The organism is Kibdelosporangium banguiense (genome assembly GCF_017876405.1).
Classification (GTDB): domain Bacteria; phylum Actinomycetota; class Actinomycetes; order Mycobacteriales; family Pseudonocardiaceae; genus Kibdelosporangium; species Kibdelosporangium banguiense.
Genome location: NZ_JAGINW010000001.1, coordinates 5,836,224 through 5,851,501 on the forward strand (window position 1 = coordinate 5,836,224; position 15,278 = coordinate 5,851,501).

The 15,278-nt window shown below is 65.8% G+C and carries 14 protein-coding genes; 6 read left to right on the plus strand and 8 right to left on the minus strand.

Annotated elements, in window-relative coordinates; genetic code table 11:
* The gene (locus JOF56_RS27485; RefSeq protein ID WP_209642389.1) at positions 1–303 is read right to left on the minus strand and encodes a hypothetical protein; all 303 of its coding nucleotides are present in this window, start codon (positions 301–303) and stop codon (positions 1–3) included.
* A gap of 78 nt (positions 304–381) precedes the next feature.
* Here JOF56_RS27485 and JOF56_RS27490 point away from each other — a divergent pair, with 78 nt between their 5' ends.
* Positions 382–3,090 (plus strand): ATP-binding protein, encoded by a 2,709-nt coding sequence (locus tag JOF56_RS27490; RefSeq protein ID WP_209642390.1) that lies wholly within the window; start codon positions 382–384, stop codon positions 3,088–3,090.
* 13 nt (positions 3,091–3,103) lie between these two features.
* Complete coding sequence (locus tag JOF56_RS27495) at positions 3,104–3,598, plus strand: DinB family protein (RefSeq protein ID WP_307855278.1); 495 nt, start codon at positions 3,104–3,106, stop codon at positions 3,596–3,598.
* 158 nt (positions 3,599–3,756) lie between these two features.
* On the opposite strand, the gene JOF56_RS27500 is transcribed toward JOF56_RS27495, so the two are convergent.
* Together JOF56_RS27500 and JOF56_RS27505 are read right to left on the minus strand one after the other, a co-directional pair.
* A complete protein-coding gene (locus JOF56_RS27500; RefSeq protein WP_209642391.1) occupies positions 3,757–4,077 on the minus strand; it encodes a hypothetical protein in 321 nt (106 codons plus the stop codon).
* 50 nt (positions 4,078–4,127) lie between these two features.
* Positions 4,128–4,748 carry a lipoprotein gene (locus JOF56_RS27505; RefSeq protein WP_209642392.1) on the minus strand — a complete coding sequence of 207 codons (621 nt, stop codon included), beginning with the start codon at positions 4,746–4,748 and terminating at the stop codon, positions 4,128–4,130.
* 181 nt (positions 4,749–4,929) lie between these two features.
* On the opposite strand from JOF56_RS27505, the gene JOF56_RS27510 reads away from it, so the two are divergent.
* On the plus strand, positions 4,930–5,892 hold the full coding sequence (locus JOF56_RS27510; RefSeq protein WP_209642393.1) for a sporulation protein: 963 nt from the start codon (positions 4,930–4,932) through the stop codon (positions 5,890–5,892).
* Positions 5,893–5,937: 45 nt separating this feature from the next.
* Here the strand turns inward: JOF56_RS27510 and JOF56_RS27515 are convergent, their stop codons facing one another.
* Entirely contained in the window at positions 5,938–6,438 is a 501-nt protein-coding gene (locus JOF56_RS27515; protein WP_209642394.1) for a DinB family protein, read from the minus strand.
* A gap of 291 nt (positions 6,439–6,729) precedes the next feature.
* Here JOF56_RS27515 and JOF56_RS27520 point away from each other — a divergent pair, with 291 nt between their 5' ends.
* Positions 6,730–7,071: a hypothetical protein gene (locus JOF56_RS27520; protein ID WP_209642395.1), complete on the plus strand. Its 342-nt coding sequence runs from the start codon at positions 6,730–6,732 to the stop codon at positions 7,069–7,071.
* A 46-nt stretch (positions 7,072–7,117) separates the two neighbouring features.
* Here JOF56_RS27520 and JOF56_RS27525 read toward each other — a convergent pair whose 3' ends face one another.
* Together JOF56_RS27525 and JOF56_RS27530 are read right to left on the minus strand one after the other, a co-directional pair.
* Complete coding sequence (locus JOF56_RS27525; RefSeq protein ID WP_209642396.1) at positions 7,118–7,597, minus strand: alpha/beta fold hydrolase; 480 nt, start codon at positions 7,595–7,597, stop codon at positions 7,118–7,120.
* Between the two features lie 19 nt (positions 7,598–7,616).
* Positions 7,617–7,991: a YccF domain-containing protein gene (locus JOF56_RS27530; RefSeq protein ID WP_209642397.1), complete on the minus strand. Its 375-nt coding sequence runs from the start codon at positions 7,989–7,991 to the stop codon at positions 7,617–7,619.
* 145 nt (positions 7,992–8,136) lie between these two features.
* Between JOF56_RS27530 and JOF56_RS27535 the strand changes: the two genes are divergently transcribed.
* Together JOF56_RS27535 and JOF56_RS27540 are read left to right on the plus strand one after the other, a co-directional pair.
* A complete protein-coding gene (locus JOF56_RS27535; RefSeq protein WP_209642398.1) occupies positions 8,137–11,205 on the plus strand; it encodes an AAA family ATPase in 3,069 nt (1,022 codons plus the stop codon).
* 59 nt (positions 11,206–11,264) lie between these two features.
* Entirely contained in the window at positions 11,265–12,902 is a 1,638-nt protein-coding gene (locus JOF56_RS27540) for a hypothetical protein (protein ID WP_209642399.1), read from the plus strand.
* A gap of 72 nt (positions 12,903–12,974) precedes the next feature.
* Here JOF56_RS27540 and JOF56_RS27545 read toward each other — a convergent pair whose 3' ends face one another.
* Complete coding sequence (locus JOF56_RS27545; RefSeq protein WP_209642400.1) at positions 12,975–14,429, minus strand: hypothetical protein; 1,455 nt, start codon at positions 14,427–14,429, stop codon at positions 12,975–12,977.
* Positions 14,430–14,472: 43 nt separating this feature from the next.
* Positions 14,473–15,258 carry an AfsR/SARP family transcriptional regulator gene (locus JOF56_RS27550; protein WP_209642401.1) on the minus strand — a complete coding sequence of 262 codons (786 nt, stop codon included), beginning with the start codon at positions 15,256–15,258 and terminating at the stop codon, positions 14,473–14,475.
* Between the last annotated feature and the right edge of the window lie 20 nt (positions 15,259–15,278).

The window sequence follows — 15,278 nt, forward strand, 5'->3', positions numbered from 1 at the left end:
TCATTCTCCTTCGGGGTACATGGCGACTACGGGGTAGATCTCGACTCGGTCGGCTCCGGCCAGCAGCGCGGGGTCCTCGCCCGGCAGCAGCTTGCTGTTGATGATCGCCTTCTGGGCGTCAAGCAGGATCTGCTCGGAGTCGGCGAGCGTGACGATCACCTGGGAGCCGTCGTCGCGACGCAGCACATAGGCGCGTACGTCGAAGTCGTGCATCAGGGGCACGATCCGCTCCCGGGCGGCGAATTCGTCGGCGGCGACCTCGGCCGGGGTGCGCGGGTTGAAGTAAGTCAGCTGTGCGTACATGCCGGAAGTCTCTGGCCGGCGCCCCGCGAGCAGTTCAGTACGAGTACTGAACTTGCCCCCGTATGGCGATACTGAGGCATGGATCTGCCGCTCGTCGGACGCACGCGTGAGCTCGCCCAGTTGCGCGGCGCGCTGGTGTCCGCGTCCGCCGGATCAGGCAGGTTGTTGCTGGTCAGCGGGGATGCGGGGATAGGCAAAACGCGTCTGGCGATGGCCGTTGCGGACATGGCCAACGACTACGACGTACCGGTCGCCCGTGGGTACGCAGTGGACGACCCGGGCATGCCGCCGCTGTGGCCGTGGCGCCGTCTGGCTCGTGACATCCCTCAATTGAGTGACGCACTCTCTGTGAAGACAGGTGACTCCGCGTCAGCGCGGTTCGCGATGTTCGCCGACGCGACGGACGCGCTGACGGAGGCCGCCGCCGAGCGTGGCCTGTTGATCATCCTGGAGGACCTGCACTGGGCGGACCGGTCGTCGCTCAAACTGCTGAGCCATCTGGCCGGGGATCTGGCGCGAACCCGGGCGCTCATTCTCGGCACGTTCCGGGCGGCTGACGGCTCGCCGCTGGCCGACCGGCTCCCGGATCTGTTGCGGTCCAGCGAAATGCGCTCGATCCGGCTGACCGGCCTGGACACGCCGGACATCGCGCACTGGCTGCGGATCAAAGCACCCGCGGCTGAGCAGATGGCCGCCGAGGTGGCGGCGAAGACCAACGGCAACCCCTTGTTCGTGCGGATGCTGATCGACCACGATCTCGACGGCCATCCCGAGCTACGGCACCTGGTGCTGGCCCAGGTCCCGGACAACGCCCGGGATCTGCTCGGTGCCGCGAGTGTCCTCGGTGAACGTATCGACCCGTCGCTGTTGACCGAGGTCAGCGGCTTGGACGAGGCGACGGTCGCGGACCTGCTCGACCAGTCGGTCCGGGCAGGTGTGCTCAGGTCGGCCCCGGCGATCTCGTTCACCCACGCTCTGGTCCGTGACGCGGTGTACGAGGAACTGGCGCCGTCCCAGCGAATGGCGCTGCACCAGCGAGCCGCGCAAGCGCTGGAACGGTCCGACACCAGTGCCGCGGGCCGGATCGCCAACCACTGGCGACTGTCCGGGAGTACGGATTGGACAGTCCACTGTGTTCACTGGGCCAGGCTCGCCGCGGCCGCCGCGATCAAGGATCTTGCCTATGACGAGGCCGTGGAGTTCGCTGAGCTCGCCCTGCGGGCCCCGGACGCCGAGCTGACGCTGGAGCTTGCCAGGGCCGAGTTCCTCGCCGGCCGGGCGACGGAGAGCGTGCGGCACTGTGTGCAGGCCGCCCGGCTGGCGGACGCCGAGAACCGTCCTGACCTGCGGGCCGCGGCCGCACTCGTGATCACCGGGATGGGTGACCCGAAGACGATCACCGCAGTGGATCGGCTGTGTGCCGAGGCGCTGGCCACCACCCAGCCCGATCCGATCCGCGCGCGGCTGCTTGCCAAACGTGCGATGGCGGCGGCCGAAACCGGGTCTGTCACGGCAAGGGATCTCTCGGCGCAGGCGTTGAAACTCGCGGAGGACTGTGGCGACCCCGACGCACTGCTGGACAGCGTCCACGCCAGGCATTTCACGCTGTGCGCGCCGCAGTACTGGGCGGAACGAGTCGAACTCGGCCGCCGGGCCTGTGAGCTGGCCGAGACGGCCGAACAACCGCTTGCTGCGCTCTGGGGGCACCTCTGGCTGCTCGACGCGTGGTTCCAGTGCGGTGATCTGGCAGCTGTGGACTACGAGCTCAACCAGATCGAACGGTTCGCCACAACACACCGGCACGCGTTGGCGTGGTGGCATCTCAACCGGATGCGGGCCACCAGAGCGGCCTTGGTCGGCGAGTTCGACCGCGCGATGGCGTTCAACGAGGCCGCGCGTGAGATCGCGCAACGGCTCGACACCGTAGCCACAACGGGGATGTACTTCGCCTTCCTGCACCAGATCTGCATGCTGCGCGGCACCATGGAGCCTGACGACGGCCGGACCGCGATCGAGGTGCTCGGCAGCGTGCCGGAGATCGCGCTGGCCCAGATCTTCGTGCCGGTGACACACGTGCTGATGGGTGACCTCGCGTCGGCGCGGGCGACATTCGAGGTGTTCCGGCGGATGCCCGAGCATCTCGCGGTCGGGCCTCGCTGGGCGCCACTGGTGTTCCACATCGGCGTTGTCGCGGTCATGCTGGACGATGTGGAGACAGCGGACCTGGTCTACCGCTGCTTCGTCGACCTCGAACCCGATTACCTGACCGACGGTTCGGGCGCGGTGTTCTGCGCGGGCGCGTCACCCCGGATGCTCGGCGAACTCGCGCTGACCACTGGCCGTGTGCCCGAAGCCGTCGAGCACTTCCGGCTGGCGATCGAGATGAACGCACGAATCGGCGCGTTGCCGTTCCTCGCTCTGAGCCGCCTAGGCCTTGCCAAAGCTCTTGTCAAACAAGGAAAACACGCCGATCTACCGGAAGCCCGCAAGCTGGCGGCCGAAGCCGCGGCGGAATTCCGGCGGCTCGATCTGCCCGGTCCGCTATCCACAACGGACGAACTGATGGGCCGGATCAGGGCCGCGTCTCGTTCGGCGAACCCGTTGTCGCCCAGGGAGTCCGAAGTTGCGATGATGATCGGCGACGCGATGTCCAACCGGCAGATCGCCGAACGCCTGGTGCTGTCGGAACGCACGGTGGAATCGCACGTGCGCAGTATCCTGGCCAAACTCGGCTACACCACCCGGACCGAGATCGCCACCTGGAGTGTGCGGGAAACCGGTGGCTAGATACCGTGGACCGGTGGATCACTGTGAGGAGTGCGGTTTCAGCTACGACCTGAGCACGGCTCGCCAGGCCGGACCGGCGATCCGGGTCGCGGTCGAGGAGATGGCGGACATCCTGCGGAATGCCAAGGACCTGGCCATCAGGACGCGGCCGGACGTCTGGTCGCCGTTGGAGTACGCCTGCCACGTGCGGGATGTGCTGCTGGTACAGCGTGAACGTGCATTGTCGGCGCGCCGGATCGAGAATCCGTCCTGCCCGCCAATGGGCCGGGACGAGCGCGTGGACCACGACGGTTACGCCGAACAGACGCCGGAGGACGTCGCCCGGCAGGCAACCGACGCGGCGCAGCTGTTCACCAACGTGCTCGATCGGCTGGGAGACAGCGACTGGGCGCGTAGCCTCGTCTACAACTTCCCGGAACCGACGGAGCGTTCATTGGAATGGCTGGCCGTGCACACACTGCACGAGGTGCGGCATCATCTGCGTGACATCCGCGGCCAACTGGCCTGAACCGTGGCCAGGCTGCGGCGCGCCGCCCGGCGTCCGCACCCCGGCCTGAGACGGTCCGGTATTCCGGCCTCATCGAGTCCGTTGTCCTGCGAGTGAGATCGCGGAGTTTCCTGCCCGGCTGATCCAGGTGATGGCAGCCGCCTGCGATTCTGTTCGTATCAGACGACGCGCGGAATCGTGGGGAATTTCTTGGTGGTGTCGACGTAGTACTTGCGGATCAGCGGCCCGAATCCATGTGTCGAGTCGCCGAGGAGCATGGCCTTGAGAATTTTGGTGCTCTGATCGGTGCTCTCGAGATCTTTGATCTTGGTGCCTTCCGGGACCAGCTCTTTCCACTCCAGGTAAACGTGCTGTCCACAGCCTCGAAAAATGTCGAAACACCATTTTGTCAGGCCTGTGACACACGAGATAATCGACCGGATCGAGTGCCCTGTTACGGCCTGCTTCGATCCGGTGCCGATCCCGTAGCGGTCAATCATTGTGCAACGACGTTTCCGGTCGGCTATTGCACTGTCCGGATGCCGGGAAACTAGATTTTCATGGTCTGCTTGGCCAGGACGTATGCGGGCAGCATCTGGTCGTGTTCCTCGTCGTCCAGGCCGCCGAGGTGCAGCAGGGCGGCGCCGTCCGGAGTGGGCACGACCAGGACGCGTTCGCGCTTCTTGACCTCGGCGGTCGGGTTGTCACGCACGTAGGTGACTTCTGCTGCGGTGGCGCCTGCGACCTTGACCTCGCGGATCTCGGGCACGGTGATGTTGCGGTCGTCCGCCAGGAATCTGTCGAGTGCCGCTCGGGCCTGGCCGGTGGTCCTGCTTGTCCAGACGCGGAGGAAACCGAGGTTGCCGGCCGGTTTGGCGTCGATCTCGCACACCATGGTGAACGTGCCCTGGTTGGTCAGTGAGCCGCCCTCCTCGGCCGACGTGACCTGCTTGGCTTTCCACTTGGCCGCCGTGTCGAACTGCACGGGCAGTTTGCACGCTGTGTCAGCGCCGCCGACCTTGCCCTCGGCCGCTGCCGGCTTGGTGTCGTCGAGCCATGGCCGCGCGCCCTGCGAACTCGAAGCCGGACTCGGACCCGGCTCGGACTCGCAGGCGGTCACCGCCATGATCATGACAGCGGCCAGGCGGAAATTCTTGGTCAAAGCCCCCATGCGCGCAGTTTAGCCAGGCCATCGGGGTGGACTTGCGGGCATTACGCGGCCTGCCCTCCGACCGGCCCGACACTGGCGGAAAGACCGGACACGGGCGGGCGATTTGTCCGGAACTTCGGGCTCTAGAGTGGCGTTGCACATGTGTCCGCCCTCCTCACGAAACAAGGAGAAGAAACTCCGCATGGTGTTCAAGAAGATGTTGCAGAAGCTTGGCGTCGGAGGGCCTTCGGTGGACACCGTGCTCGCCGACCCGCGGTGCATGCCCGGCGATTCACTGTCCGGTGAGGTACGCCTGCTCGGCGGCGACGGCGACGCTGAGATCGAGCACATCGCATTGTCGCTGGTCACCAGGGTCGAGCGCGGCGACAGCGGCCAGGGCATGGTCGAGTTCCACCGGGTGGTCGTGGCCGGCCCGACCAGGCTGGCGGCCAAGCAGGAGCGCACGATCCCGTTCACCATCCCGGTGCCCTGGGAGGTCCCGGTGACCGAGGTCGGCGGCCAGCGCCTGCCGCGGATGGAGCTCGGCCTGCGTACCGAGGTGTCGATCGCCAAGGCGGTGGACAAGGGCGACCTCGACCCGGTCTACGTCGTGCCGCTGGAGTCGCAGGACGCGGTGCTGGAAGGCTTCGGGCAGCTGGGTTTCCACTTCAAGTCCGCCGACCTGGAGGCCGGCCGGATCTACGGCATCCGCCAGGAGCTGCCGTTCTTCCAGGAGATCGAGTTCTACCCGCCGTCGCAGTTCGCCGGCCGGATCAACGAGGTCGAGCTGACCATGGTCGCCGCGCCCGGCGGCCTGACGGTCGTGCTGGAGGCCGACAAGCGCAGCGGCATGTTCGGTGGCGGTGGCGGTGACTTCATCGGCCGCTTCGAGGCCTCACACCGTGAAGCCGTCGACATGGACTGGGCCCGGATCTTCGGCGAGTGGCTCGACAGCGTGGCCAGCCGACGCGGCAACATGATGCAGGGCTACGACGGACACCACGGCCACCACGGAGACGGATACCACGGCCACCACGGAGGCCACCGAGGCGGAGGCATGGGCGGCATCGTCGCCGGTGCGGCAGCCGGTGTGCTCGGCGGCATGATGATCGGTGAGATGTTCGACGGCGGCGACGACGAGGGCGGCGGCGAAGAAGAAGGCTGATGTTCTGACAGGGCCGCGGGTCGCCGGTGCGGCCCGCGGACCCGGCTATCGGGCTGCGCGAAGCAGACGGAGCTGGCCGAGTTCGGCCGAGTTCTTCATCAGTTCGGCGTTTACCCAGGCCACCATGTGCGCGACCGTCATCGACGGGTCGTTCTGCCAGGGGAATGGGGCGGGTGCGTCGAGATCCAGGGTGTCCAGGACGGCGAGCCACTCGGAGCGTAACTCGCGCAACCATTCCACGCCGCCGTCGGCCGGCCAGGTGATCTCCGTGCGGTCACGGGGTGTGCGGCCCTGCGCGTGATCCAGCGTCACTGACCACCACCAGCCGATATGCCAGGTCATCCATGCGATCGTCGGCACTGGGATCGGTGACAGCTCGGACTCGTCCCAGTCCGGCAGCCAACGCCCGTCGGCATCCTGACGGACGTTCCAGGACTGTGTAGCGGCCTCCCAGCGGAAGTCGTCCTCTCGCAGTTCCGCGAGATGCAGTTCCAGCAGCGACCAGGTCAGTTCGAACTGCCAGCGCAGCAGATCCAGGCGGGACATCTGTCGATCATGGCACAGGTGTCGAGCGGTTTTCCCCGTGTCCGGTGTGGACGGATAGTTCATTCTTTCGGTGAATGGACCGGTTTCCGGTCCTGCTGCCACGATCTGGCAGGTGTACTTGTTTCTCGCCGCGACCGGCCCCCACGGCCGGGACAGCTGTCGGTGACTGAACGATGTCCACTGTCGCATGTTGGGGGTCTTCGTTTGGACAGCGGCCGGTAGGGGAAAATTGGACCTCAGTGGACAACGACGTCCTGGCCGGCAAGCGGCCATAAGGGGAGAGTGACAGGGATGGTTAGTCACAACGCGGTCATGCCATCGGTCTCGCTGACGCCCGGCCTGCGGCTGAGGACTGAGGTCGGCGTGGCCCTGCATGAACTGGAGCAGGGCGGCGAGGCTGTTTTGCACGTCGTACGCGACAACTTGCGTGGTGCGCTCGCGTACACCGCAGCGATCGGTGAGACCAGCATGGTCGCCCGTGGCGCCGAGGCCGTACGGCTGGCGGCCGGGCGGCTGGAGGCGGGCCTGGTGGGCCCGGCCTGTGTCGCGTTGACCGAGGCTCTGAGCTGCCTCAGTCCGGCGCTGCCGCCTGTTCCGAGGGAGCCGGCGTTCGGCCGTTCGGTCGTCGGGTGATGGTCGCTGGTGCCCGGGCCGGTAGGGCGACCCGGGCACCAGCTGCTCAGGGGGCGATCCCGACGCCGGGGATGTCGCTGAGATTGCGCTGCTGCAACGCAGTGCGATCCTCCGGTTTGGACTCGACGCCGGTGCATTCCTGTAGCCGGGCCCGCAGGCCGGTGCCGGTCATGGTCGAGTCCTTGCGCAGGCCCATCCACAGTGGATACTGCGGTTCGCTCGGCCTCGGGTGATTCCCGCAGTAGTACTGGTAGATCACACGCAGGTCGACCCGGTAGTTGTAGCCGCGCGATCCGCCTGCCAGCACACCGTTGGTCAGCAGGACACCGTCGTACCGGTACTTCTCGGCCGCCTTCGAAGCGATGTTGCCGCCCCAGGACTGGCCGTGCAGGAACGTCACCTTCGGTTTGCCGAACGTCTTGGTGAAGTGGCGACGCAGGTTCTCGGTGTCCTCGATGGCCATCTGCGTGCCGAAACCGCCACGACGGTAGGACGAACCCGCCCAGGCGTAGCCCTCGCGGACCATTGAGTTCGCGGCGCGGGTACTACTGCGTCGGCACGATCCGCGACCCGAGCGGGACCAGCGAGATCGGGATCATCTTGAAGTTGGCCACGCCCAGCGGGATGCCGATGATGGTGATGCAGAGCAGGAACCCGGTGACGACGTGGCCGATGGCCAGCCACCAGCCGGCGAAGATGATCCAGATGACGTTGCCGATCACCGAGGCGGCGCCGGCCTCGCGGCGCGGCTCGATGGTCCGGCCGAACGGCCAGAGCGCGTAGTTGGCGATCCGGAACGAGGCCAGGCCGAACGGGATCGTGATGATCAGGACACAGCAGATGATCCCGGCCAGCAGGTAGCCGAGGGACATCCAGAACCCGCAGAGCACGAGCCAGATCACGTTCAGCACAGTTCGCATGGGGCCAGTGTGGCAGAGACCCGGGCGCCGTCGTCGCCGAACTGTGATCACGGGCAACCGGTCGGCTACCCAATTGGGCACCTTTTGACATCAGCCGCTCCGGCAGGGCTGCGCCATGGTCACGACCTGCGGCAGACTCGCGGATGTGGACACATTCGTCGGACGACTGGACGAGCTCTCGATGCTCGCCGGTATCCGGGCCCGTGCCCTGGAAGGCCGACGGCAGGCGGTGGTGCTGACCGGTGAGGCCGGTGTCGGCAAGACCTGGCTGTGTGAGCGGACCTCGGTACTGGCCGAACGCGAGGGCTTCGAAGTCGTGCGCGGCCGGTGCTGGCCGCACGGTGGCGCACCTGCGCTGTGGCCGTGGCCCGCACTGCTGCCCGCGTTGACGGGGGAGGAGGGTGCGCGGCTGCTCGCGTCGGACGCAGGCGGTGACGTCGTCGGAGCGGAACGGTTCGCACGGTTCGCCGCGGTCGCTGATCTGCTGATGACAAGCAGGCGGAACATCCCGACGATGATCGTGATCGACGACGTGCACTACGCGGACGCGAGCACCTTGCTGCTGACACGCTTCCTCGTGCACGCGCTGGACCGGTTGCCGTTGGTGCTGCTGCTCGCGACACGGCCAGGCGTAGGCGCAGACGAGTTGCTGACCGAGCTGCAACGTGACGCGACGACGGTGACGTTGAGGCCGTTCGGCCTCGAGGATTCGGCAGCCCTGTTGTCAGCGCACGGCTTGCGTGACGCTGACGATGAGACGGTCAAAGTGTTGCTGGACATGACCGGCGGCAACCCGTTGCACCTCGCGCAGGCAGCAAGAACCGGAACAAGCCATGTCACCGCCGAGAACGCGATCGCCGGCGCGATCGGCCGTCTCGACCCGCGCGTGCAACGCATTCTGGCGTTCGCCGCGCTGCTCGGTGTGGACGGTACGGCCGGGGAAGTCGCTGCGCTCGTGGGCACCACGCAGGCGGCTGTGGTGCAGGCACTGACCAGTTCCGGATTGCTGCAGCAGGGCCACGACGGCCTGCGGTTCCACGACCTGGTGCGAGAAGCCGCGCTCGCCGTGTTCGACCACGCTGAGTGGCTCGACGCGCACGCTGCCGCAGCGAAGCTGCTGGCCGGGAGCACTGAGCGGGTGGCCCACCATGCATTCGCGGCGGCGCATCGCTCCCCGGCTGACGCGGAGTTCGCCATCACGGCATGCCGTAAGGCGGCTGCGTCACTACGGCGTGGTTACGCCTACGAGCAGGCCGCCGAGTTGCTCGACCGTGCGGTTGACCTTTCCGAACACGTGCACACGATGGCGTCGCGTGCGGAGTTGCTCATCGAACGGGCCGACGCGGTCCTGGCTTGCGGGCGGCTGACGGACGCGCGGGCTGCGTACGAGGTGGGCGCTGAGGCGGCGGAACTGTCAGGCAACCCGGTTCTGCTGGCCAGGGCTGTGCTCGGCCTTGGTGGCGTATGGGTGCACCAGTACCGCAACGACACCGTGCGCAAACGCGTACTCGCACAGCAACGGGCCGCGTTACGCGCGTTGCCTGAGGAAGAGCGCGGGCTGCGTTGTCTGCTGAAAGTACGGCTCGCCGCGGAGGCGTACTACGAGGGCGGTTCTGTACAGGACGTACTCGACGCCTTGGCGGAAACCCGCGCGTCCGGCGACGAGCACGCATTGGCCGAGGCGCTTTCGTTGACACACCACGCAATGCTGGCGCCCGAGCACGCGAGCAAGCGTATGGCCCTTGCCGAGGAGCAGATCGTCGCCGCCTCCGCGGCTGGTGACGGGATGCTCGCGCTCGTCGGACTGCTGTGGCTGACGGCAGATCGGTATCTGCTGGGCGATCCGGGCGCCGAGCGTTCGCTGACCGAGCTCAGGCAGCAGTCGGCGGCATTGGGGGTCGCGACCACCAGGTACCTCGTGACCTGTATGGACGTGATGCACCTGATCCGTGCCGGACGGCTGGCCGACGCGGAGGACGCCGCGGCGGCGTGTCTGCAGGAAGGCGTCGATGTCGGTGACGCTGACGCACCCGGGTACTACGGAGGCCAGTTGCTGTCCATCCGGTGGTTCCAGGGCCGGGTCGGGGAGCTGGCCGAGCTGGTGACGAGCACCCTGGTCTCGACGAGCCTGGCCAAGCCCGAGTACGGCTTCCGGGCCAGCGCCGTGCTGATCCTCGCCCGCGACGGCCGGTTGACCGAGGCGCGTGCGGCATTGGCGCCGTTGCTCGACATCGGCCTGGCGAACCTGCAGAGCACAAGTTCCTGGCTGACCGCGATGGTCGGCCTGATCGAAGCGGCGGCTGTGCTCGACGACCCCGGCCTCGCCGGCGAAGCCGCCGACCTCATCCGGCCGTTCGCCGGACTGCCGGTGATGCCGTCGCTCGCCACAAGTTGTTTCGGCGCGGCATCGCGTGCGATCGGCTTGGCAGAGCTGACCTTGGGCAACACGAACGCGGCCGTGACATACCTCGAACAGGCGGTACGGGACAACCTGCGGCTCGGGCACCGGCCGGCCAACGCGCTGAGCCGGGCCCAGCTGGCCGAGGCCCTGATCGCCCGGGGCCGTCCAGGCGACCTCATGCGGGCCAGGGAGTTGCTGGGCGAGGCGGCCGACGACGCCCGGAAGATGGACATGAGCCAGCGCGCGGACGAGTGGCAGGCCAAGGCCGCGGACCTGGACCCAGTGGACGCGTCGATCGTGCTGCGCCGGGAGAGCAGCGGCTGGACAGTCCAGATAGGACAGAACCGGATCGGCCTGCCGGACATGGTCGGCCTGCACTACCTCAGCCTCCTGCTCGAGCAGCCGGGCCGCGACATCCCGGCATTCGACATGTCCAGCCACGCGATCCTCGAGGCAAGACAGGACCTGCAGGACGACCCAGCCGTCGCAGCGTTCCGCACCCGATTGCGCGCCCTCGACGAGGCAATCGGCGACGCAGACCGTAATGCGGACCTGGGCACAGCAGCGCGATTGCGGCTGGAGCGAGAGTCCGTGGCCGGCGAACTGGCCGGCGCGGTAGGGCGTTTCCCCGACTCACCCGAACGCGCGAGAACCTCAGTGCGTAAGGCCCTCAAACGCGCGATCGACGCGATAGCGGACGCGGATCCACTCCTCGGCGAGGAGTTGCGCACGGGGGTCAGCACCGGGTATGTCTGTCGTTTCACGCCAGAGGACCCAGCATCCAGGCAGTGGCTGGTCGAACGTCCACAATAGATTGCAGTCCCCTGGCCACATGGGCGCCCGTTCAGAGCTTGTGGGCGAAGGACAGGGTTGTGATCGTTGCCCGTATGCGGCGGGTCGAACAGCAGGCTGACCAGGAGACAGCGGGAACACCCGGACCGATGGTGACCGGCGGGCCACCCTCGGCCCTGCTCGCGGCGGGAAACCAGGCCATGACCCGGATGGCGGCGCAGCCCCAGGTCTTCGCCCAGCTCTGGAGCATCGGCTCCATGATCAATTCCGCGGTGGAAACAGCAGGCGACATAGTCCACGGCTTCACCGAGGACTCGCTGCGCGGCTCAGTAGGCACAAACGGCGACAACAACCCAGGCGACATAATCATCGTGATGCGCCTGCTCGCCGCAGCCGGATACATGGACGCGGACATGGCGGCCGCGATCACCCGTTTCCAAACCGAAGTGGTAAAGCTCCCCAAACCCGACGGCCGAATAGACCCCAAAGGCCGCACAATCCGGGCTCTGGCCCAAGCCCGCCCCGCAGCCCCGGCGCCAGCCCCAACGCAGGCCCCAGCCACCCGTCCACCCGTCGCGGCCCCAACGATAGAACCCGGCGACGTCGAAAGCTGGCCCACAGTACTGCCCACAGCCAAGAGAAGCGCAAAAGAAGGCACGAACATAACCCTGAAAAAAGGTGAATCAGAAGTAACAATCCCAGAGATGGAAACCCCCGACCTGACCCAGGAACAGAAGGAACTGGTAGACAAGATCCGGGCGAACCGCGGCGCGATAGCGGTAAACCCAAAACTCCGAATGACCACCTACAAAAAGGTCAACAAAGGAATGGTCTACGGAGACAGTCAGGGAAACGAAAATCTGACCCCAAGCTCCCTGCAAGGCGCGGCCCCGGACAAAAAGACCCGCGCCCGCCAGATAGCCTTCAAAGAACTGGGAACAGAAGGAAAAGTCAACTCAATAAATACGTACGATGACCAGATCATCACGTGGGGAAAGGGATTCAGTGCCCGCAGCGGCTCCCTGAACGAGGTGTTCATGATCCTGTTCCGGGACCACCCAGAACTGAGAATGGAGCTGCTGCGCGCCGGAATCGACTGCACCCGCAAGACCTGGTTCGTGGTGAACACCGACACAGGCATGATCGAGACCGGCGACAACGCCCTGAGGCTGATGCAGTTCGACGAAGAAATGCTGACGGCCCTGATCAACCTAGGCAGCGGCGAAGAACGTGAGCAGTATTCGATAGACGCCCAATGGGAAGCAATGGAAGCCCACGCGGCCAAGGTCCCCGAATACGCCTACGACTGGTCGGAGTCGGCCATCGCCCTCTGCGCCCACCTGGCCCACTGGACCCCAGCCTTCGGCTGGGGTGTCAATCCAAAGACCTACTCATCGACAAACGGAGACCTCGTAGAGATCGCCGGAACCTGGGCCAGACTCGCGGCCAAGATCCCCAAGTGGGCAGCAACCCTGGCGAACGGGGCAATAATCGGCCCAGGCGACATGATGAGCCCAGGCCACCGTCTCATGGGCTTCGCCGAAGGAGCAGGCGGCACAGCAGTAGCCGCAGCCGCCGACACAGTCACCGGAACCCGCGCAGAGATAGGCGAGGACTCCGCATACTCAGGACACGTCCTATTCCCATTCCCAGAAGACAAGAAAGATAAGGTCAAGAACAAAGACAAGTTCTACGACATCGGGAGCGCTGGGTCCTAAGTTTGTACGTCTTCACGGGATCCAGGACTCTGTTGGAGCGATGGCCAAACGGCAAAGCAAAATTCAAAGCTGTCAACCCTGGGCAACAACGGAATGCCAAAACAACCCGACAGCGCGAGCGGCTTCCCAAGTAAAGGTCCGGTTGGCGCGCCGACCCCCACCGGGATCATCAATCACAATATGCTCGTCATCAATAGACTGCAACCGGGTCCAGTGATTGAACATGCCAAGGCAAACAGGCCGCCCCTCCGCCAAAAGCGGCTCAAACCGCTGCTTGACCCACTCCTTGTACCCATTGAGCTCAACCTTGGACTCATGCAGGGCGACATCCTTGACATCATCCCCACCGATAACCTCGTGCTTCCCAGCCGCCTCCCGTCCACTCGCGATCTTGAGCAGGTCATCCCGATATTTAGCCCCAATAGCCCGCAAGTCCTTCGACTCCGGGCTGGTAACCTCCTCGGCCTTAACCCCGAACCGGGCAAACAAAGTAATCAAGGCAGAAGCGCCCTTGGTAATCCACTCATTAAGGGCAACCCGCCGAGCCTCATTAAGCTGCTCCTCGCTCGGATCGGTGACACCGCCAAGCTTCTCCACAATCGCGGCAAGCTGCAAGAAGTCGGGAAGCCGAGCCGAATCGGTATTGATCTCCGACCCGATCCGACCCTCCACCCAGTGCTCGACGATCTCGAGCCGGGCGCGATCCCCAACATAGTCACCCGCAGACTTACCAAGAAGCTCCAACCCCATAGCAACAGTCGTAATATTGCAGGTGGAGTCGTTGACGATCTTGACAGTGGTATGCAGAAAGGCTTTGTTGCTGTACTGACTGTAGAAAGGAGCAACAGCGGTAAGGCGTTCGAAGTAGCGCGCCCTCTGCTCCGGATCGGAAATCCCCTTGATGGCCTTGCGAAGCTCCCCAATCCGTTCGACGAGCTCCGCGCGCTGAGGCCCGGACTCCTCACCGCCCTTCTTGGGAGCCTGCCTCTGCAGAGCGGCAAGCGCCGCCAGCTCAGCCTCGATACCAGCCGGATCAGCCGAAACCGCGCCCGCCGAAGAAGGAGCCACCTCGGCCGGAGCAGGAGCGGCAGCAGAAGAAGAGGAAGCAGAAGCCAGAGCACGGAAAGTCCGCCCACCAGGGTCCACCCGCCCATCAGGCCGGGACATCTCCACGACTTCACGCTGAAAACGAGTAATCGCGCCCGCCATATCAGCGTCCGCGTACCCAGCAGCGGCAAGCAACCGCATCACAACAAGAACGTCGCCAGGATTATTGTCACCACCCCGCCCGACGGAGCCACGCAGCGACTGCCCAACGATGCCCTGAACAAGTCCGCCGACCAAATCCACAGCGGAATCGATCACGGAGCCGACACCCCACAGCTGGGCGAACATCTGTGGCTGAGCAACCACCCGTGCCATGGCCTGATTCCCAGCCGCGAGTAAAGGCGACGGAGGCCTGGCAGGCAAGCGGGAAGCGGGAAGCTCCGCCACGTCCTGCTCGGCGATCAGATCGGCGCGCCACATGGGTCTCACTGTCCCTCTCCACCAGACTCAGCACAAACCGCGATCACCCGGTCGCGGCATCCGTGCGCAGGATCTCCACAACCAGATCCCGGCTCGCAGCCGACGGTGCACGCTTCTCCGCGGCAAGCGCACTGCGCAGCCGCTGATAAGTCACGACAGCGCGCGCCGAATCCCCACCGGTCACGCAAGCACGCATCAGAACCTGATAAGCCTTCTCATCCACCGCGTTCCGGGAGATCAAGGTCTCCGCCAGAACCTGGGCAAGCCTCGGCGCGCCGGTCCGCAACGCGCTGTCCGCAGCCGCGTGCCACGCCCGCCGGAGCAACGAATCCTGCAGCGCGCGGGCCTCTTCCGCCCACGCAGCCGCTGGGTACTCCGCCAGGACGGGCAGATCGTCGAGCACCTTCATGGCCTGCTCGGCGACCAGCAGACTGTGGGCCGTGTTCGCAAGGGTCTCAGCTCTCACGACCAACGCGGAGGCTTCGTAAAGATCGACCTGGACCGACTCGCCCAGCCGGTAGCCGGACCGCCCGCCAGTGATCACATCCGGCCCGAACCTGCCCCGCAGCCGGCTGACCAGGGTCGCGACATTGGCCTCGGGCTCCTGCGGCGGAGCGCCGTCCCACAGTGCATCGATGACCTGGTCGACGGTGACAACGTCCTGACGCTGCGCCCCCAGATACGCGAGCAGCGTCCGCGCCTTGCGGCTGCCGACGGCACGGGACTCCCACGAGTCCGCCGTGCCCGAAACCCTGACTGCGCCCACGAGCCGCAGGTACCACCCGGTGGCCGGCTGGCAAAGCCGCAGCACACCCCTATCCACGCCCATACCAGTACAGCGTGACGCGG